This window comes from Pseudomonas sp. FeS53a (assembly GCF_000931385.1).
Taxonomy (GTDB): Bacteria; Pseudomonadota; Gammaproteobacteria; order Pseudomonadales; family Pseudomonadaceae; genus Metapseudomonas; species Metapseudomonas otitidis.
Genome location: NZ_JYFT01000041.1, coordinates 31,273 through 47,937, shown reverse-complemented (window position 1 = coordinate 47,937; position 16,665 = coordinate 31,273). Strand labels below are relative to the sequence as shown.

Below are 16,665 nucleotides of genomic sequence, written 5' to 3'. Positions count from 1 at the left end.
TTTCTTGCCATATCTCGACAGCGAGATTCTTCTCTGCTAACCGAAACGGCTTGAGGCGCCGTGGGACGGGGAATACAGCGTCCTAAGAGCCTGCTGTCGTCCCGCCTTGTCGAAGGTGCCGAAAAGAGGTCCTTTAGGCTAGAATGCACGGCCTCCAAGTACACCCCTTCCCAGAGGCTGTCCCGACGATGTTGATCCTGCGCGGTGCCCCCGCCCTTTCCGCCTTCCGTCACGGCAAACTGCTCGAGCAACTGACCCAGAAGGTACCCGCCGTCTCCGGTCTGTACGCCGAGTTCGCCCACTTTGCCGAAGTCACCGGCGTGCTCGACGCCGCTGAGGAGAAGGTGCTGGCACGGCTGCTCCAGTACGGGCCGAGCGTACCGGTGCAGGAGCCCGCAGGGCGCCTGTTCCTGGTGGTCCCGCGTTTCGGCACCATCTCGCCCTGGTCCAGCAAGGCCACCGACATCGCCCGCAACTGCGGCCTGGCGAAGATCCAGCGCATCGAGCGCGGCATCGCCTATTACGTCGCCGGCCAGTTGTCGGACGCCGATGCACAACTGATCGCCAGCGTCCTGCACGACCGCATGACCCAGCTGGTGCTGGGCGAGCTGGAAGCCGCGTCCGCCCTGTTCAGCCATGCCGAGCCCAAGCCGCTCACCGTGGTGGACGTCCTGGGTGGCGGTCGCGCCGCCCTGGAGAAGGCCAACGTCGAGCTGGGCCTGGCCCTGGCCGATGACGAGATCGATTACCTGGTGAAGAGCTTCAACGAGATGGGGCGCAACCCCCATGACGTCGAGCTGATGATGTTCGCCCAGGCCAACTCCGAGCACTGCCGCCACAAGATCTTCAACGCCAGCTGGGACATCGACGGCCAGGCGCAGGAGAAGAGCCTGTTCGGCATGATCAAGAACACCTACGAGATGAACCGCGAAGGCGTGCTGTCCGCCTACAAGGACAACGCGTCGGTCATCGAGGGCTTCACCGCCGGCCGCTTCTTCCCCGACCCTGCCACCCGCCAGTACGGCGCGACCGAAGAGCCCGTGCACATCCTGATGAAGGTGGAGACCCACAACCACCCGACCGCCATCGCCCCGTTCCCCGGCGCCTCCACCGGCTCCGGCGGCGAGATCCGTGACGAGGGCGCCACCGGTCGCGGCGCCAAGCCGAAGGCCGGCCTGACCGGCTTCACCGTTTCCAACCTGCAGATCCCCGGCTTCGAACAGCCCTGGGAGAAGCCCTACGGCAAGCCCGAGCGCATCGTCACCGCGCTGGACATCATGATCGAGGGCCCGCTGGGCGGCGCTGCGTTCAACAACGAGTTCGGCCGTCCTGCGCTGAACGGCTACTTCCGCACCTTCGAGCAGGCGGTCCAGTCGCCCCGTGGCGAAGAAGTGCGTGGCTACCACAAGCCGATCATGCTGGCTGGCGGCATGGGCAACATCCGTGCGGACCACGTGCAGAAGGCCGAGATCTCCATCGGCGCCAAGCTGATCGTCCTCGGTGGCCCGGCCATGCTCATCGGCCTGGGTGGTGGCGCCGCGTCCTCCATGGCCACGGGTGCCAGCTCCGCCGACCTGGACTTCGCCTCCGTGCAGCGTGACAACCCCGAGATGGAGCGTCGCTGCCAGGAAGTGATCGACCGTTGCTGGCAGCTGGGCGCCGAGAACCCCATCAAGTTCATCCACGACGTGGGTGCCGGCGGCATCTCCAACGCCCTGCCGGAGCTGATCAACGACGGCGGCCGCGGTGGTCGCTTCGAACTGCGCGCCGTGCCCAACGACGAGCCGGGCATGAGCCCGCTGGAGATCTGGTGCAACGAGTCCCAGGAGCGCTATGTGCTCTCGGTCGACGCCGCTGACTTCGAGCGCTTCAAGGCCATCTGCGAACGCGAGCGCTGCCCCTTCGCGGTGGTCGGCGAGGCCATCGAGGAGCCGCACCTCACCGTGGCCGACAGCCACTTCGGCAACAAGCCGGTGGACATGCCGCTCAACGTGCTGCTGGGCAAGCCGCCGCGCATGCACCGCAGCGTTACCCGTGAAGCCGAGCAGGGCGATGACTTCGACGCCAACACCGTTGCGCTGGAAGACGCCGTATCCCGCGTGCTGCGCCACCCGGCCGTGGCCAGCAAGAGCTTCCTGATCACCATCGGCGACCGCACCATCACCGGCCTGGTGGCCCGCGACCAGATGGTCGGCCCCTGGCAGGTACCGGTGGCCGACTGCGCCGTGACCGCCACCAGCTTCGACGTCTACACCGGCGAAGCCATGGCCATGGGCGAGCGCACCCCGCTGGCCCTGCTGGATGCCCCGGCGTCCGGCCGCATGGCCGTCGGCGAGGCCATCACCAACCTGGCGGCGGCACGCATCGAGAAGCTTTCCGACATCAAGCTGTCCGCCAACTGGATGGCCGCTGCCGGCCACCCCGGCGAAGACGCCCGCCTGTACGACACGGTCAAGGCCGTGGGCATGGAGCTGTGCCCGGCGCTGGGCATCACCATCCCGGTGGGCAAGGACTCCATGTCCATGAAGACCCGCTGGCAGGACGAGGGTGTGGACAAGTCCGTCACCTCGCCGCTGTCCCTGGTCATCTCCGGCTTCGCCCCGGTGCAGGACGTGCGCCGCACCCTGACCCCGCAGCTGCGCCTGGACAAGGGTGACACCGACCTGATCCTCATTGACCTGGGCCGTGGCCAGAACCGCATGGGCGGCTCGATCCTCGCCCAGACCTACGCCAAGCTCGGCCAGGCCGCGCCGGACGTGGATGATGCCGAGGACCTGAAGGCCTTCTTCGCGGTGATCCAGGGCCTGAACCAGGACGGCCTGCTGCTGGCCTACCACGACCGTTCCGACGGTGGCCTGATGACCACCGTGCTGGAAATGGCCTTCGCCGGCCACTGTGGTCTGGACCTGCAACTGGACGCCCTGGCCGATGCCGCCGCCGAGCTGCCGGCCGTGCTGTTCAACGAGGAGCTGGGTGCCGTCATCCAGGTCCAGCAGGGCGCCACCGCCGAGGTGCTGGCCCAGTTCAGCGCTGCCGGCCTGGGCGATTGCGTGGCGGTGATCGGCCGTCCGCTCAACAGTGCCAGCGTCGCCATCGCCTTCAATGGCGAGGCGGTCTTCACCGGCGAGCGCCGCATGCTGCAGCGCCAGTGGGCCGAGACCAGCTACCAGATCCAGCGCCTGCGCGACAACGCCGTGTGTGCCGACCAGGAGTTCGACGTTCTCCTCGACGAAGAGAACCCCGGCCTGAGCGCCAAGCTGTCCTTCGACGTCAACCAGGACATCGCCGCGCCCTACATCAAGAAGGGTGTGCGTCCCCAGGTGGCGATCCTGCGTGAGCAGGGCGTCAACGGCCAGGTGGAGATGGCGGCGGCGTTCGACCGCGCCGGCTTCTCGGCCATCGACGTGCACATGAGCGACATCCTCGCCGGTCGCATCAGCCTCGAAGACTTCAAGGGCCTGGTGGCCTGCGGTGGCTTCTCCTACGGCGACGTGCTCGGCGCCGGCGAGGGCTGGGCCAAGTCCATCCTCTTCAACGCCCGTGCCCGCGATGGCTTCCAGGCCTTCTTCGAGCGCAAGGACAGCTTCGCCCTGGGCGTGTGCAACGGTTGCCAGATGATGTCCAACCTGCACGAGCTGATCCCCGGCACCGAGTTCTGGCCGCACTTCGTGCGCAACCGCTCGGAGCAGTTCGAGGCGCGCGTCGCCATGGTGCAGGTGCAGGAGTCGGCGTCGATCTTCCTGCGTGGCATGGCCGGTTCGCGCATGCCCATCGCCATCGCCCACGGTGAAGGCCATGCCGAGTTCGAGAGCGAGGAAGCCCTGCTGGAAGCGGACCTGTCCGGTTGCGTGTCCCTGCGCTTCGTCGACAACCACGGCAAGGTCACCGAGAGCTACCCGGCCAACCCCAACGGCTCGCCCCGTGGCATCACCGGTCTCACCAGCCGCGACGGCCGCGTGACCATCATGATGCCGCACCCGGAGCGCGTGTTCCGCGCCGTGCAGAACTCCTGGCGCCCGGATGAGTGGCAGGAAGACGCCGGCTGGATGCGCATGTTCCGCAACGCGCGTGTCTGGGTCGACTGACGACCCTGCTGGTCCTCCTCTCCCGGCGCCGGGGGAGGAGGGCAGGCTGCCCGAAGTGCGCCAGGTCGAGCCTGGCGTGCGCCTCCTGCTCTGCAGCTGTGGGCATTCGCCCCGGCTTCCCGACTGTCCCCTCGATTGTCGACAAGGGCTCGCCTTCCAGGCCGAACGCCCGCGTATCCTCCTGCTCTGTCGTTGTGGTCGATCCCGTCGCCTGCCCTGGTGCGATGGCAGCCATGCGCCCGAAGCCGTCGGTTTCAAGGCGCGATGGCAGCGCTTCTGGGCCGGACGGTGAACCGTCGTTTTTTCCGGACCCGGCTGAACGCGACACCTTCCCGTTAGTCGAATGGCGGGTCGATTCCACGGATTCATAAAATCTTGGCGGACGGTCTCGATTAAGTGGCATCATCGTGCCATCACTGTCCAGCCTGTAATTTCCTGACGGAGTTATTGATGTACAAGCTGTGCTTCTATGTGCCGGAGTCCCATGTCGAACCCGTCAAGCAGGCGGTCTTCGCAGCGGGTGGAGGGCGCATCGGCGCCTATGACAGCTGCTCCTGGCAGGCCCTGGGTCAGGGGCAGTTCAGGCCCCTCGATGGCGCCGATCCGTTCATCGGCCAGGTGGGGCAGGTCGAGCACCTGCCCGAGTGGAAGGTGGAGATGGTGGTGGCCGACGAGCTGATCCACGATGCGGTGCGGGCCCTGAAGAAGGCCCATCCCTACGAGACCCCGGCCTTCGAGGTGTGGCGGTTGTCGGACCTGGTGTTCTGAGCTGATCGACCAGGCATGAAAAAGGCGCCTTCAAGGCGCCTTTTCTATTGGGGCTGGGCTCAGGGGCGGATCTCGATCAGCGTGCCGTCCTTCACCAGGCTCCAGATCTCGCGCATGTCGGCGTTCTTCATGGCGATGCAGCCTTCGGTCCAGTCGAGGGTGTGGAAGTACCACTCGGGGTACTCCTCGTCCAACGGGGTGCCGTGGATCATGATCATGCCGCCCGGGGGCACGCCCTTTTCGCGGGCCAGTTTGGCGTCGCGGGCGTTGGGGTAGGAGATGTGCATGGCCAGGTTGTACTTGTCGCTGGTCTTGCGCCAGTCGATCCAGTAGAAGCCCTCGGGGGTGCGCTGGTCGCCCTCGCGCAGCTTCGGCCCGTTGGGCTGCTTGCCCAGGGAGATGCGGTAGCTCTTGAGGATGTCGCCGCGATTCATGAGCAGCAGCTTGCGCTCGGACTTCACCACCAGCACCTTGTCGATGGGCTTGCCGCCCAGGGCGGGTGCAGCGCTGGCGTGGGAAAGGGTGGTGAACAGGAAAACAAAGGCTAGGAGCATCCAGCGCATCTACAGCATCCCCGGGAACACGTGTTGGCAGCGATCAGGCTTTCTTGTCATGGGCCACCAGAGGGGCCAGCGGTTCGTTGCGCACCGGGTAGACCTGCTGCACCCGGTCGGCGAAGAAGCATTCTAAGGTACGGCCCACAGTGGGAAAAGCCAGCTCGGACCAAGGGATCTCGTGCTCGTGGAACAGCCGCACCTCGAGGCTTTCCTCGCCAGCGGCGAAGTCCAGGTCGGTGAGGTCGGCGAGGAACAGGGTGTAGACCTGGCTGATGTGGGGCAGGTCGAACAGCGTATACAGGCGCAGGTTGTGGACCCGGGCGCAGGCCTCTTCGGCGGTTTCCCGGGCGGCGGCCTGTTCCATGGTCTCGCCGTTCTCCATGAAGCCGGCCGGCAGCGTCCAGTAGCCACGGCGGGGCTCGATGGCCCGGCGGCACAGCAGCACCTGCTGGCCCCAGACCGGCAGGCAGCCGGAGACGATGCGCGGGTTCTGGTAGTGCACCGTGTCGCAGGCATCGCAGACGTGACGCAGGCGGTTGTCGCCCTGGGGGATGCGTTGCACCACGGGGGTGCCGCACTGGCTGCAGAACTTCATCGGGGGCCCTCGGTTGGAGGTCGTCATCTTGGCGCGCCGGCCAGGGGCTCGGCAAGCGGGGCGGGTGGCTGGATCGAAGGGCGGAACGGGGCTTGGGGGCCCCTGGCGGTTCGTGCCATGATGCCCGGCACAACAAGAGACCGAGACCTTCCATGCTGGATGAGCTTCTCCGCCGGGTGCGGAGCCATTCCCCCACCGACCTGCCCATCGAGCGCAGCTTTCCCGAAGCAGCGGTGCTGGTGCCGGTGACCCGCAGCGACGACCCCGAACTGATCCTGACCCTGCGCGCCAGTGGCTTGTCTACCCATGGCGGCGAGGTGGCCTTTCCCGGCGGACGACGTGACCCCGAGGACCGCGACCTGATCCACACCGCCCTGCGCGAGGCGGAAGAGGAGATCGGCCTGCCGCCAGGCCTGGTGGAAGTGGTCGGGCCCTTGAGCACCCTGGTGTCCCGCCACGGCATCAAGGTCACGCCCTATGTCGGGCTGGTGCCCGATTACGTCGAGTACCACGCCAACCGGGGCGAGATCGACTCGGTGTTCAGCGTGCCGCTGTCGTTCTTCCGCGATGACCCCCGCGAGGTCACCCACCGCATCGACTACCTCGGGCAGAGCTGGTACGTGCCCAGCTATCACTACGACGGGTACAAGATCTGGGGCCTCACCGCCATCATGGTGGTGGAGCTGGTCAACCTCATCTTCGATGCCGGCATCGAGCTGCGCGAGCCGCCGGAATCCTTCGTCAAACTCACCTGAGTCCCGCATACAGGAGCGCCTGATGAAATACCGCCTGGGTAACGCCCGTGTCGAAACCCATCCCGACAGCTGGATCGCCCCCGACGCCTCGGTGATCGGCAAGGTGCGCCTGGAGGCGGGCGCCAGCGTCTGGTTCGGTGCCGTGCTGCGCGGCGACAACGAGCTGATCCACATCGGCGAGCACAGCAATGTGCAGGACGGTGCGGTGATGCACACCGACATGGGCTACCCGCTGACCCTCGGCAAGGGGGTCACCGTCGGTCACAACGCCATGCTCCACGGCTGCACGGTCGGCGACTACAGCCTGGTCGGCATCAATGCGGTGATCCTCAACGGGGCGAAGATCGGCAAGTACTGCATCATCGGCGCCAACGCGCTGATCGCCGAGGGCAAGGAAATACCCGATGGCTCGCTGGTGATGGGCTCTCCCGGTAAAATCGTCCGCGAGCTGACCGAGCCACAGAAGAAAATGCTCGAAGCCAGTGCCGCCCACTACGTACACAACGCCCAGCGCTACGCCCGCGAGCTGGTCGAACAGGAAGACTGATGGAAATCGAACGCCCCGTACCGTCCCCTTGCGTACACGTCTGTGCGCTGGACGATGACGATACCTGCCTCGGGTGCCAGCGCAGCATTGATGAAATCAGCCGCTGGGGGCGCATGGACAACACCGAGCGCCGCGAGGTCCTGGCCCGTTGCCTGGAGCGCGCGCGCGACAAGGGCCAGTTGATGGCCTGACCCTTCCAGGCGCCGGTCGCGCCGGCGCCTCACCGACTCTTCATCCTTCGAGGAAACACCGATGCCCCGTATTGGAACCCCGCTGTCGCCGAGCGCGACCCGTGTATTGCTCTGCGGCTCTGGCGAGCTGGGCAAGGAAGTGGTGATCGAACTGCAACGCCTGGGCGTTGAAGTCATCGCCGTGGACCGCTACGAGAACGCACCGGCCATGCAGGTCGCCCACCGCAGCCACGTCATCAGCATGCTGGACGGCGAGGCCCTGCGCCGTGTCATCGAGCTGGAAAAGCCGCACTACATCGTGCCGGAGATCGAAGCCATCGCCACCGCCACCCTGGTGGATCTGGAGGCCGAGGGCTACACCGTCATTCCCACTGCCCGCGCCGCGCAGCTGACCATGAACCGCGAGGGCATCCGCCGGCTGGCGGCCGAGGAGCTGGGCCTGCCCACCTCGCCCTACCACTTCGCCGACACCTTCGAGGACTACCGCGCCGCCGTGGCCAGCGTCGGCTACCCCTGCGTGGTCAAGCCGATCATGAGCTCCTCCGGCAAGGGCCAGTCCGTGCTGAAGAGCGACGCCGACCTGCAGACCGCCTGGGACTACGCCCAGGAAGGCGGCCGGGCCGGCAAGGGCCGGGTCATCGTCGAGGGCTTCATCGACTTCGACTACGAGATCACCCTGCTCACCGTGCGCCACATCGGCGGCACCACCTTCTGCGCGCCCATCGGCCACCGCCAGGTGAAGGGCGACTACCACGAGTCCTGGCAGCCCCAGGCCATGAGCCCGAAGGCACTGGCCGAGTCCGAGCGCGTGGCCAAGGCCGTGACCGAGGCACTGGGCGGTCGTGGCCTGTTCGGCGTCGAACTGTTCGTCAAGGGCGACCAGGTGTGGTTCAGCGAAGTCTCGCCGCGCCCCCATGACACCGGCCTGGTGACCCTGATCTCCCAGGACCTCTCCGAGTTCGCCCTGCACGCGCGCGCCATCCTCGGCCTGCCGATCCCGGCCATCCGCCAGCAGGGGCCGTCGGCTTCCGCCGTCATCCTGGTGGAAGGCAAATCCGGCGAAGTCAGCTTCGGCAACCTCGCCGCCGCACTGAACGAGCCGGACACCGCGTTGCGCCTGTTCGGCAAGCCGGAAGTCGATGGCCAGCGCCGCATGGGCGTAGCCCTGGCGCGTGACGAGTCCACCGACCTGGCCCGCGCCAAGGCGACCCGTTCCGCCCAGGCGGTCGACGTCAAGCTGTGAGCCGCTGGGCCGGGGCACTCTGGTGGGCATCGGCGGTCACGCTGATGCCCCTCATGCTGCCCCTCGCCCTGCATACCCGGCGCACCGCCCTGCGCCTGCCGCCGGCAGCAGGCCCCGAGCAGGGGGTGGCGGGCGCGGGGTTCGCCGGTGAGCCGATGCGGCTGCTGGTGATCGGCGAGTCCACCGTCGCGGGTGTCGGAGTCGACCTGCTCGAACGGGCACTTCCGGGGCAACTGGCCAATGCGCTGTCGCGCCGCCTGGAGCGCCCGGTAGCCTGGCGGGCCTGTGGGGAGAACGGCATCACCGCCGTGGAGGCCTGCGAGCGCCTGTTGCCGCAGGTGGTCGACGAGGCACCCGACCTGGTGGTGATGGCCTTCGGCGTCAACGACACCACCCATTTCACTTCGCGATCCCGTTGGCGCCAGGCGCTGGAAGGGCTGGGCAGGCCCTTCCTCAAGCGTGGCGCTTGCGTGGCCTTTTCCGCCGTGCCGCCGCTCGGTCACTTCCGTGCCTTGCCCTGGCCGCTGCGCCTGCTGCTGGGCTGGCGTGCGCGCTTGATGGACCGGGTGCTGGCGGAGACGGCCAGCCCCATGGGCGCCCTTCATTGCACCGCCACCCTGGCGATGCGCCCCGACTACCTGGCGATCGATGGCTACCACCCGTCCGAGCTGGGCTGCGAGGTCTGGGCCGGCCTGCTGGCCGACCGCCTGTGGCTCGAGATGGTGCCGCAACCGCCCTTGGCTGCGGCAGCCGGTTAACGGGGGTCGGACAGGTCCCGGTCGCGAGTCTCCTTCAGGCACAGCACGGCCAGCAGGCTGAGCAGCGCCGCTGCCGATACATAGCCCCCCACCCATGACAGGCCGCCGAGGCTGACCAGCTTCTGGGCGAAGAACGGCGCCACCGAAGCGCCCACGATGCCCCCTAGGTTGTAGGCCGCCGACGCGCCGGTGTAGCGCACCGGGGTGGGAAACAGCTCGGGCAGCAGCGCGCCCATGGGGGCAAAGGTCACCCCCATCAGGAACAGCTCCAGGCTGAGGAACAGGGTCACCGAAAGGGTGGACCCCTGGGTCAGCAGTGGCTCCATGGTGAAACCGGAGAGGATCGCCAGCACACAGCCGCCGATCAGCACCGGCTTGCGCCCGAAGCGGTCGCTGAGCCAGGCCGAGAGCGGGGTGGCCGCCGCCATGAACAGCACCGCGAAGCACAGCATGCCGAGGAAGCTCTCGCGGCTGTAGCCGAGGCTCGCCACGCCGTGGCTGAGGGAAAACACCGTGGAGATGTAGAACAGCGCGTAGCACACCACCATCGCCAGGGCGCCCAGCAGGATAGGGCGCCAGTGGCCGGCAAAGGCTTCCACCACCGGCAGCTTCACCTGGCGATGCTGGGCCAGGGCCTGGGCGAAGACCGGGGTTTCCTCCAGCTTCAGGCGCACATAGAGACCGACCATCACCAGCACGGCACTGAGCAGGAAGGGAATGCGCCAGCCCCAGGCCCGGAACTGCTCGTCACTGAGCAGTAGAGCCAGGGAGAGGAACAGGCCGTTGGCGGCGAGGAAACCGATGGAGGGGCCGAGTTGCGGGAACATGCCGAACCAGGCGCGCTTGCCCGGTGGCGCGTTCTCGGTGGCCAGCAGCGCCGCACCGCCCCATTCGCCCCCCAGCCCCAGGCCCTGGCCGAAGCGCAGCAGGCACAGCAGGATCGGTGCCCAGGCGCCGATGCTGTCGTAGCCGGGCAGCACACCGATCAGGGTGGTGGACACACCCATCAGCAGCAGGGAGGCCACCAGGGTCGACTTGCGTCCGATACGGTCGCCGAAGTGCCCGAACAGGGCCGAGCCCAGCGGCCGCGCGAGGAAGGCGATGCCGAAGGTGAGGAAGGCCGAAAGCATCTGCGCCGTCGGCGAGCCCTGGGGGAAGAACACCGGGCCGATTACCAGGGCGGCGGCGGTGGCGTAGATATAGAAGTCGTAGAACTCGATGGCCGTGCCGATGAAGCTGGCCGTGGCGACGCGGGCGGGTGAGTTCGCGGGAGGCGTGGTGGCCGGAGTCTCGGTGCAGGCAGTGGAAGTCATGCGGTTGTCCCCTGGCGGGCGTCGGCACGGGCGACGCCCCTGGTATTGGCGTGTGGACTGAGGGGCTGGGGCGAGGTCGGCGGATAGCCGGCTTCAGGGCCTTGCGACTGCTCCGTTGCGGCGGGTGGCGACAGGGCAGGGCGGTCTCAGGTGGCCGGGTCTGGCCGTGGCGGGGGCGGGTAGCCGGTGCGCGAGAGGGGCTGGATGAGCCGAGGGCGATTATAGGAAGGCCGGGAAAAAGCCGGCAAGGCGGTCAGGTTCGCCAGGCGCGCACACGCTGGATCCGGTTCTCGGCGGATTCGAGGATTTCCAGGCGGTAGCGGCCGATCTTCAGGCAGGCGCTGGCATCGGGCAGTTGTTCCAGGGCTTCGGTGATCAGACCATTGAGGGTCTTGGGGCCGTCGCACGGCAGGTGCCAGCCGAGCAGGCGGTTGAGCTCGCGCAGGTGCAGGCTGCCATCGAGTTCGTAGCTGCCGTCCTCGGCCGGGGTGATGGTGCGGGTGGGGGCGAAGTCCTCCAGGCTGCCGAACTCGCCGATCAGCTCCTGGAAGATGTCCTCCAGGCTCACCAGCCCGATCACGTCGCCGTATTCGTCGACCACGATGGCGACGCGGCGCTGTTCCTTCTGGAAGTTCACCAGCTGGGTCAGCAAGGGCGTGCTCTCGGGGATGAAGTAGGTTTCGCGGCACACGCCGAGCAACTCGTCGGCGGTGATCCCGGTCTTGGGCAGCAGCCGCGCCACCTGGCGCATGTGCAGCATGCCTTCCACCTGGTTGATGTCCTCGCGGTACACCGGCAGGCGGGTGTGGGTGGTGGCCCGCAGTTGTTCCAGGATGCGCTCCGGCGACTGGGCGATGTCGATGCCCTGGATCTCGCTGCGCGGAACCATGATCTCGCTGATGGTGACCCGCTGCAGGGCGCGGGTTAGCTCGTGGGGCAGGTGTTGCTGGGGGCTCTCGTCTTCCTGGATGCGCTCGGGAGCCGGCTTGCGGCGCGCCAGCACCCAGGCGCCTGCCGAGGCGATCAGCAGGCCGAGGATCAGGCCAAGGAGGAGGCCGGGGGCGGGCATCTCAGATGTGCAGGATGAATTCGCGGACCAGCTTGCTGCCGAAGTAGGCCAGCATCAGCAGGCAGAAGCCCGCCAGGGTCCAGCGGATCGCCTTGTGGCCACGCCAACCCAGCTGGTGGCGGCCCCAGAGCAGCACGGCGAAAACCACCCAGGCGAAGCAGGAGAGGATGGTCTTGTGCGCCAGGTGCTGGGCGAAGAGGTTCTCGACGAACAGCCAGCCCGAGATCAGTGACAGCGACAGCAGGCCCCAGCCGGCCCAGAGGAAGCCGAACAGCAGGCTTTCCATGGTTTGCAGGGCGGGGAAGTTGCGGATCAGCCCGGACGGGTGCTTGTGCTTGAGCTGGTGGTCCTGGAGCAGCAGCAGCAGGGACTGGAACACGGCGATGGTCAGCATGCCGTAGGCCAGGATCGACAGCAGGATGTGGGCGAGGATGCCCGGCTCCTCGTCGATCGGCTGCACCGTGCCCGAGGGCACGAAGATCGCCAGCAGTACCGTGAGCGCGCCGAGCGGATACAACAGCAGGAGCAGGTTCTCCACCGGCATGCGGCTGCAGGCCAAGAGTGTGAGGCCGATCACGGCGGCGGCGATGAGGCTCGCGGCATTGAAGAAGTCGAGGGTCAGGCCGGCCGGGGCGATGAGCTGGAAGAACAGCGCGGTGGCGTGGCTGATCAGGGCCAGCAGGCCGAGCACGGCGAGCATGTGCTTGTCCGGCGTCTTGCGCTCGCGCAGACGAAGGCCCTGGTGGATGGCGCCGCCTACATAGAGGAAGGCAGCCAGGAGGCTGGGCAGCAGAGGGTGCATAAGTCCTTGTAAGGCAAGCCCGAAAGGCGCTGAGTGTGGCACAGAACGGCGTGCTCACGAAAGACCGCTGGCGGTGTCGGCGCCGCCCGCTCTTCGCTATACTCCGCCGCCTGCCGCAAGCTCACCCGGGGCCTCCAGGGCCTGAAAGGATCGCGCATGTTCGAAAATCTCACAGACCGCCTCTCGCAGACGCTGCGCCACGTCACCGGCAAGGCCAAGCTGACCGAGGACAACATCAAGGACACCCTGCGCGAAGTGCGCATGGCGCTGCTCGAAGCCGACGTGGCGCTGCCCGTCGTCAAGGACTTCGTCAACAAGGTCAAGGAACGCGCGGTCGGGACCGAGGTCTCCAAGAGCCTGACCCCGGGCCAGGCCTTCGTGAAGATCGTCCAGGCCGAACTGGTCGACCTGATGGGCGCCGCCAACGAAGACCTGGCGCTGAATGCCGCACCACCGGCGGTCATCCTCATGGCCGGCCTACAGGGCGCGGGCAAGACCACCACCGTCGGCAAGCTCGCGCGCTTCCTCAAGGAGCGCAAGAAGAAGTCGGTCCTGGTGGTGTCCGCCGACGTCTACCGCCCGGCGGCGATCAAGCAGCTGGAAACCCTGGCCAATGACCTGGAGGTGACCTTTTTCCCCTCCGACACCAGCCAGAAGCCGGTGGACATCGCCCAGGCGGCGATCCGCGAAGCCAAGCTGAAGTTCATCGACGTGGTCATCGTCGACACCGCCGGTCGCCTGCACGTCGACGGCGAGATGATGGAGGAGATCAAGCAGGTCCACGCGGCGATCAAGCCGGTGGAGACCCTGTTCGTGGTTGACGCCATGACCGGCCAGGACGCGGCCAACACCGCCAAGGCCTTCAACGATGCACTGCCGCTGACCGGCGTGGTGCTGACCAAGGTCGACGGTGACGCCCGTGGCGGTGCCGCTCTTTCGGTCCGTGCCATCACCGGCAAGCCGATCAAGTTCCTCGGCATGGGCGAGAAGAGCGAAGCGCTCGATCCGTTCCACCCCGATCGCGTGGCGTCGCGCATCCTCGGCATGGGCGACGTGCTCAGCCTGATCGAACAGGCCGAGCAGGGCCTCGACCGCGAGAAGGCCGAGAAGCTCGCCAAGAAGATCAAGAAGGGCAAGGGCTTCGACCTCGAAGACTTCCGTGACCAGCTGCAACAGATGAAGAACATGGGCGGCCTCGGCAGCCTCATGGACAAGCTGCCCATGCTCGGTGGCGTCAACCTCTCCCAGATGGGGGGGGCGCAGAATGCCGCCGAGAAGCAGTTCAAGCAGATGGAAGCCATCATCAACTCCATGACGCCCGCCGAGCGCCGTGATCCCGAGATGATCAGCGGCTCGCGCAAGCGCCGCATTGCCCTCGGCTCCGGCACCCAGGTGCAGGACGTCGGTCGACTCATCAAGCAGCACAAGCAGATGCAGAAGATGATGAAGAAGGTCACCGCCAAGGGCGGCCTGTCGCGCATGATGCGTGGCATGGGCGGCATGTTCCCCGGCGGCATGCCGAAGATGTAAGACCGCGCCAGCGGTCCTCTCCGTCAGCCGTGGTGAGGCGCCAGCGCCTCCAGGCCCCGCCCGGGGCGCGGCTTTCGGGGCCACCGACAGGTGGCGCGTACAAACAGATTTGCATTCGGCCGGATAATCCTTAGAATATGCGGCCTTTCGGGCCCATGGCCCATGTGTGCACACACGCTTGAAAAGCACCGACCTACAGGAACGAAGTTCAATGGTAACCATCCGTCTTGCCCGTGGCGGCTCCAAGAAGCGCCCCTTCTACCACCTGACCGTGACCAACAGCCGCAACGCGCGCGATGGCCGCTTTGTTGAGCGCATCGGTTTCTTCAACCCGGTTGCCCAGGGTTCCGAAGTCAAGCTGTCCGTCAATCAGGAGCGCGTCAGCTACTGGCTGAGCCAAGGCGCCCAGCCGTCTGAGCGCGTTGCTCAGCTGCTGAAGGAAGCTGCCAAGGCTGCTGCCTAAGCAACTCCCATGAGCGCGACGCCGGCCGCCGCCGATGAACTGATCGTTCTCGGCAAGATTTTCTCGGTGCACGGCGTACGTGGCGAGGTGAAGGTGTATTCCTTCACGGACCCACTGGATAACGTGCTCGATTACCCCCGCTGGACGCTCACGCGTGACGGCGAGGTCAAGCAAGTCGAAGTTGCCAGCGGACGTGTCCAAGGCAAGTTCCTGGTAGTGAAGCTGAAAGGGCTGGACGACCGCGATGTCGCCAGGACCTACGCGGGTTTTGAAATCCGTGTTCCCGAAAGCGAGCTGCCTGAACTTGAGGAAGACGAGTTCTACTGGCACCAGTTGGAAGGTCTCTCCGTGATCAACCAGGACGGGCAGCTGCTCGGCAAGGTCGATCATCTGCTGGAGACCGGCGCCAACGATGTGATGGTGGTCAAGCCCTGCACCGGCAGCCTGGATGACCGCGAACGCCTGTTGCCCTACACGGAGCAATGCGTGCAAGCGATCGATCTGGATGCGGGTGAAATGAGGGTGGACTGGGACGCCGACTTCTGAGCCGCATGACATGAAAAGCATGCAGGTCGAAGTCATCAGCATCTTCCCGGAGATGTTCGCCGCCATCAGCGAGTACGGCATCACCAGCCGCGCGGTCAAGCAGGGGCTCCTGAAGCTCAATTGCTGGAACCCACGGAGCTTCACCGAGGATCGCCACCAGACGGTGGATGATCGGCCTTTCGGTGGTGGTCCCGGGATGGTGATGAAGATCGAACCGCTGGAACGGGCACTGGCAGCCGCCAAGGCCGCAGCGGGAGATCGGGCGAAGGTGATCTACCTTTCGCCGCAGGGGCGCCAGCTGAAGCAGGCGGCCGTGCGCGAACTGGCGCAGGAGGAAGCCCTCATCCTCATCGCCGGTCGCTACGAAGGCATTGACGAGCGTTTCATCGAGACGCATGTCGACGAGGAATGGTCGATTGGCGATTACGTCCTGTCCGGCGGTGAGCTGCCGGCCATGGTGCTGATCGACGCGGTAACGCGATTGCTGCCCGGCGCGCTGGGCCACGCGGACTCCGCCGAGGAGGACTCGTTCACGGACGGCCTGCTCGATTGTCCTCACTACACCCGACCTGAGGTGTACGCGGATAAGCGTGTTCCTGAAGTGCTGCTCAGCGGCAACCACGAACACATCCGGCGATGGCGTTTGCAGCAGGCGCTTGGGCGCACCTGGGAACGTCGGGCCGATCTTCTGGATTGCCGCTCGCTTTCTGGAGAAGAGAAAAAGCTGCTGGAGGAGTACATCCGCCAGCGGGACGATAGTTAACGTATCGATGGCACGCCCGAAAGGCCTGTCTTAGGAGCACAGCGATGACCAACAAGATCATTCAGCAGATCGAAGCTGAACAAATGAACAAAGAGATCCCGGCGTTCGCCCCTGGCGACACCGTGATCGTGCAAGTGAAGGTGAAGGAAGGCGAGCGTTCCCGTCTGCAGGCCTTCGAAGGTGTGGTCATCGGCAAGCGTAACCGCGGCCTGAACAGCGCCTTCACCGTACGCAAGATCTCCAACGGCGTTGGCGTCGAGCGTACCTTCCAGACCTACTCCCCCCTGGTGGACAGCCTGACCGTCAAGCGCCGCGGCGACGTGCGCAAGGCCAAGCTGTACTACCTCCGCGACCTGTCCGGCAAGGCTGCTCGCATCAAGGAGAAGCTGGTCTAAGACCCGCTTCCACAACAAAAAGCCCGCCCCTGGAAACCGCGGCGGGCTTTTTGTTGCCTTGCAGAAAGCGATATGCAGGCACTTGGGGGGGCAGGGTGTTCGAGCTTTTGAGGAAGCGGCAGTGGGAGTCGGGGGTTGGCTCTTGTCGTAGCGAATGAGCCTTATCGTCATCTGGCGTTGTTTGCATGGTTGTAGGCGGTTGACCGCCGGCGCTCGTCACGCCGGCGGGCCGGGTTGGTAGGGAGCCATCCCCGAGGCGGCCATCGGCTCGCCGTTGGGGCGGGG

General features: G+C 66.3%; 18 protein-coding genes. 13 read left to right on the top strand and 5 right to left on the bottom strand.

Translation table 11 applies throughout. The features are described from left to right. Window positions 1–188: 188 nt before the first annotated feature. The 3 genes from purL to SZ55_RS12090 all read left to right on the top strand — a co-directional run bounded on the left by purL (window position 189) and on the right by SZ55_RS12090 (window position 4,853). Window positions 189–4,085 (top strand): phosphoribosylformylglycinamidine synthase, encoded by a 3,897-nt coding sequence (purL, locus tag SZ55_RS12095; protein WP_044405937.1) that lies wholly within the window; start codon window positions 189–191, stop codon window positions 4,083–4,085. Further along, entirely contained in the window at window positions 4,021–4,377 is a 357-nt protein-coding gene (locus tag SZ55_RS27410) for a CDGSH iron-sulfur domain-containing protein (RefSeq protein ID WP_082078219.1), read from the top strand. The genes purL and SZ55_RS27410 overlap by 65 nt, the downstream gene beginning before the upstream one ends. A gap of 158 nt (window positions 4,378–4,535) precedes the next feature. Next, entirely contained in the window at window positions 4,536–4,853 is a 318-nt protein-coding gene (locus SZ55_RS12090) for a Nif3-like dinuclear metal center hexameric protein (RefSeq protein ID WP_044405934.1), read from the top strand. Between the two features lie 59 nt (window positions 4,854–4,912). Here the strand turns inward: SZ55_RS12090 and SZ55_RS12085 are convergent, their stop codons facing one another. Together SZ55_RS12085 and SZ55_RS12080 are read right to left on the bottom strand one after the other, a co-directional pair. Then, the gene (locus tag SZ55_RS12085; protein WP_044405932.1) at window positions 4,913–5,416 is read right to left on the bottom strand and encodes a L,D-transpeptidase family protein; all 504 of its coding nucleotides are present in this window, start codon (window positions 5,414–5,416) and stop codon (window positions 4,913–4,915) included. Window positions 5,417–5,450: 34 nt separating this feature from the next. Continuing rightward, window positions 5,451–6,005 carry an NUDIX hydrolase gene (locus tag SZ55_RS12080; RefSeq protein ID WP_044405930.1) on the bottom strand — a complete coding sequence of 185 codons (555 nt, stop codon included), beginning with the start codon at window positions 6,003–6,005 and terminating at the stop codon, window positions 5,451–5,453. Window positions 6,006–6,157: 152 nt separating this feature from the next. Here SZ55_RS12080 and SZ55_RS12075 point away from each other — a divergent pair, with 152 nt between their 5' ends. The 5 genes from SZ55_RS12075 to SZ55_RS12055 all read left to right on the top strand — a co-directional run bounded on the left by SZ55_RS12075 (window position 6,158) and on the right by SZ55_RS12055 (window position 9,499). Continuing rightward, on the top strand, window positions 6,158–6,760 hold the full coding sequence (locus SZ55_RS12075) for a CoA pyrophosphatase (protein WP_044405928.1): 603 nt from the start codon (window positions 6,158–6,160) through the stop codon (window positions 6,758–6,760). A gap of 22 nt (window positions 6,761–6,782) precedes the next feature. Continuing rightward, window positions 6,783–7,307, top strand: coding sequence for a gamma carbonic anhydrase family protein (locus tag SZ55_RS12070; RefSeq protein ID WP_044405926.1), 525 nt, complete (start codon window positions 6,783–6,785; stop codon window positions 7,305–7,307). Continuing rightward, window positions 7,307–7,498: a DUF1289 domain-containing protein gene (locus SZ55_RS12065; RefSeq protein WP_170832296.1), complete on the top strand. Its 192-nt coding sequence runs from the start codon at window positions 7,307–7,309 to the stop codon at window positions 7,496–7,498. Before SZ55_RS12070 ends, SZ55_RS12065 begins: the two co-directional genes overlap by 1 nt. 61 nt (window positions 7,499–7,559) lie before the next feature. After that, window positions 7,560–8,741: a formate-dependent phosphoribosylglycinamide formyltransferase gene (purT, locus tag SZ55_RS12060; RefSeq protein ID WP_044405922.1), complete on the top strand. Its 1,182-nt coding sequence runs from the start codon at window positions 7,560–7,562 to the stop codon at window positions 8,739–8,741. A 44-nt stretch (window positions 8,742–8,785) separates the two neighbouring features. After that, window positions 8,786–9,499, top strand: coding sequence for an SGNH/GDSL hydrolase family protein (locus SZ55_RS12055; RefSeq protein WP_428833057.1), 714 nt, complete (start codon window positions 8,786–8,788; stop codon window positions 9,497–9,499). On the opposite strand, the gene SZ55_RS12050 is transcribed toward SZ55_RS12055, so the two are convergent. The 3 genes from SZ55_RS12050 to SZ55_RS12040 all read right to left on the bottom strand — a co-directional run bounded on the left by SZ55_RS12050 (window position 9,496) and on the right by SZ55_RS12040 (window position 12,683). After that, complete coding sequence (locus SZ55_RS12050) at window positions 9,496–10,812, bottom strand: MFS transporter (RefSeq protein ID WP_044405918.1); 1,317 nt, start codon at window positions 10,810–10,812, stop codon at window positions 9,496–9,498. The genes SZ55_RS12055 and SZ55_RS12050 overlap by 4 nt on opposite strands. Window positions 10,813–11,065: 253 nt before the next feature. Beyond that, window positions 11,066–11,881: a transporter associated domain-containing protein gene (locus SZ55_RS12045; protein ID WP_044405916.1), complete on the bottom strand. Its 816-nt coding sequence runs from the start codon at window positions 11,879–11,881 to the stop codon at window positions 11,066–11,068. A 1-nt stretch (window position 11,882) separates the two neighbouring features. Then, window positions 11,883–12,683, bottom strand: coding sequence for a cytochrome C assembly family protein (locus tag SZ55_RS12040; RefSeq protein ID WP_044405914.1), 801 nt, complete (start codon window positions 12,681–12,683; stop codon window positions 11,883–11,885). A gap of 156 nt (window positions 12,684–12,839) precedes the next feature. Between SZ55_RS12040 and ffh the strand changes: the two genes are divergently transcribed. The 5 genes from ffh (at window position 12,840) to rplS (ending at window position 16,380) form a co-directional block, all read left to right on the top strand. Next, complete coding sequence (gene ffh, locus SZ55_RS12035; protein WP_044405912.1) at window positions 12,840–14,213, top strand: signal recognition particle protein; 1,374 nt, start codon at window positions 12,840–12,842, stop codon at window positions 14,211–14,213. A gap of 211 nt (window positions 14,214–14,424) precedes the next feature. Then, entirely contained in the window at window positions 14,425–14,676 is a 252-nt protein-coding gene (rpsP, locus tag SZ55_RS12030; protein ID WP_044405910.1) for a 30S ribosomal protein S16, read from the top strand. 9 nt (window positions 14,677–14,685) lie between these two features. Next, complete coding sequence (gene rimM / locus SZ55_RS12025; RefSeq protein WP_044405908.1) at window positions 14,686–15,222, top strand: ribosome maturation factor RimM; 537 nt, start codon at window positions 14,686–14,688, stop codon at window positions 15,220–15,222. Window positions 15,223–15,232: 10 nt separating this feature from the next. Continuing rightward, window positions 15,233–15,985 carry a tRNA (guanosine(37)-N1)-methyltransferase TrmD gene (gene trmD, locus SZ55_RS12020; RefSeq protein ID WP_044405907.1) on the top strand — a complete coding sequence of 251 codons (753 nt, stop codon included), beginning with the start codon at window positions 15,233–15,235 and terminating at the stop codon, window positions 15,983–15,985. Window positions 15,986–16,029: 44 nt separating this feature from the next. Beyond that, on the top strand, window positions 16,030–16,380 hold the full coding sequence (rplS, locus tag SZ55_RS12015; RefSeq protein WP_044405904.1) for a 50S ribosomal protein L19: 351 nt from the start codon (window positions 16,030–16,032) through the stop codon (window positions 16,378–16,380). Window positions 16,381–16,665: the final 285 nt, after the last annotated feature.

What these genes read in the sequence shown, in the direction of transcription:
- purL (WP_044405937.1), top strand. Translation starts at nt 189, where the DNA reads ATGTTGATCCTGCGCGGTGCCCCCGCCCTTTCCGCCTTCCGTCACGGC.
- SZ55_RS27410 (WP_082078219.1), top strand. Translation starts at nt 4,021, where the DNA reads ATGAGTGGCAGGAAGACGCCGGCTGGATGCGCATGTTCCGCAACGCGC.
- SZ55_RS12090 (WP_044405934.1), top strand. Translation starts at nt 4,536, where the DNA reads ATGTACAAGCTGTGCTTCTATGTGCCGGAGTCCCATGTCGAACCCGTC.
- SZ55_RS12085 (WP_044405932.1), bottom strand. Translation starts at nt 5,416, where the DNA reads ATGCGCTGGATGCTCCTAGCCTTTGTTTTCCTGTTCACCACCCTTTCC.
- SZ55_RS12080 (WP_044405930.1), bottom strand. Translation starts at nt 6,005, where the DNA reads ATGAAGTTCTGCAGCCAGTGCGGCACCCCCGTGGTGCAACGCATCCCC.
- SZ55_RS12075 (WP_044405928.1), top strand. Translation starts at nt 6,158, where the DNA reads ATGCTGGATGAGCTTCTCCGCCGGGTGCGGAGCCATTCCCCCACCGAC.
- SZ55_RS12070 (WP_044405926.1), top strand. Translation starts at nt 6,783, where the DNA reads ATGAAATACCGCCTGGGTAACGCCCGTGTCGAAACCCATCCCGACAGC.
- SZ55_RS12065 (WP_170832296.1), top strand. Translation starts at nt 7,307, where the DNA reads ATGGAAATCGAACGCCCCGTACCGTCCCCTTGCGTACACGTCTGTGCG.
- purT (WP_044405922.1), top strand. Translation starts at nt 7,560, where the DNA reads ATGCCCCGTATTGGAACCCCGCTGTCGCCGAGCGCGACCCGTGTATTG.
- SZ55_RS12055 (WP_428833057.1), top strand. Translation starts at nt 8,786, where the DNA reads ATGCCCCTCATGCTGCCCCTCGCCCTGCATACCCGGCGCACCGCCCTG.
- SZ55_RS12050 (WP_044405918.1), bottom strand. Translation starts at nt 10,812, where the DNA reads ATGACTTCCACTGCCTGCACCGAGACTCCGGCCACCACGCCTCCCGCG.
- SZ55_RS12045 (WP_044405916.1), bottom strand. Translation starts at nt 11,881, where the DNA reads ATGCCCGCCCCCGGCCTCCTCCTTGGCCTGATCCTCGGCCTGCTGATC.
- SZ55_RS12040 (WP_044405914.1), bottom strand. Translation starts at nt 12,683, where the DNA reads ATGCACCCTCTGCTGCCCAGCCTCCTGGCTGCCTTCCTCTATGTAGGC.
- ffh (WP_044405912.1), top strand. Translation starts at nt 12,840, where the DNA reads ATGTTCGAAAATCTCACAGACCGCCTCTCGCAGACGCTGCGCCACGTC.
- rpsP (WP_044405910.1), top strand. Translation starts at nt 14,425, where the DNA reads ATGGTAACCATCCGTCTTGCCCGTGGCGGCTCCAAGAAGCGCCCCTTC.
- rimM (WP_044405908.1), top strand. Translation starts at nt 14,686, where the DNA reads ATGAGCGCGACGCCGGCCGCCGCCGATGAACTGATCGTTCTCGGCAAG.
- trmD (WP_044405907.1), top strand. Translation starts at nt 15,233, where the DNA reads ATGAAAAGCATGCAGGTCGAAGTCATCAGCATCTTCCCGGAGATGTTC.
- rplS (WP_044405904.1), top strand. Translation starts at nt 16,030, where the DNA reads ATGACCAACAAGATCATTCAGCAGATCGAAGCTGAACAAATGAACAAA.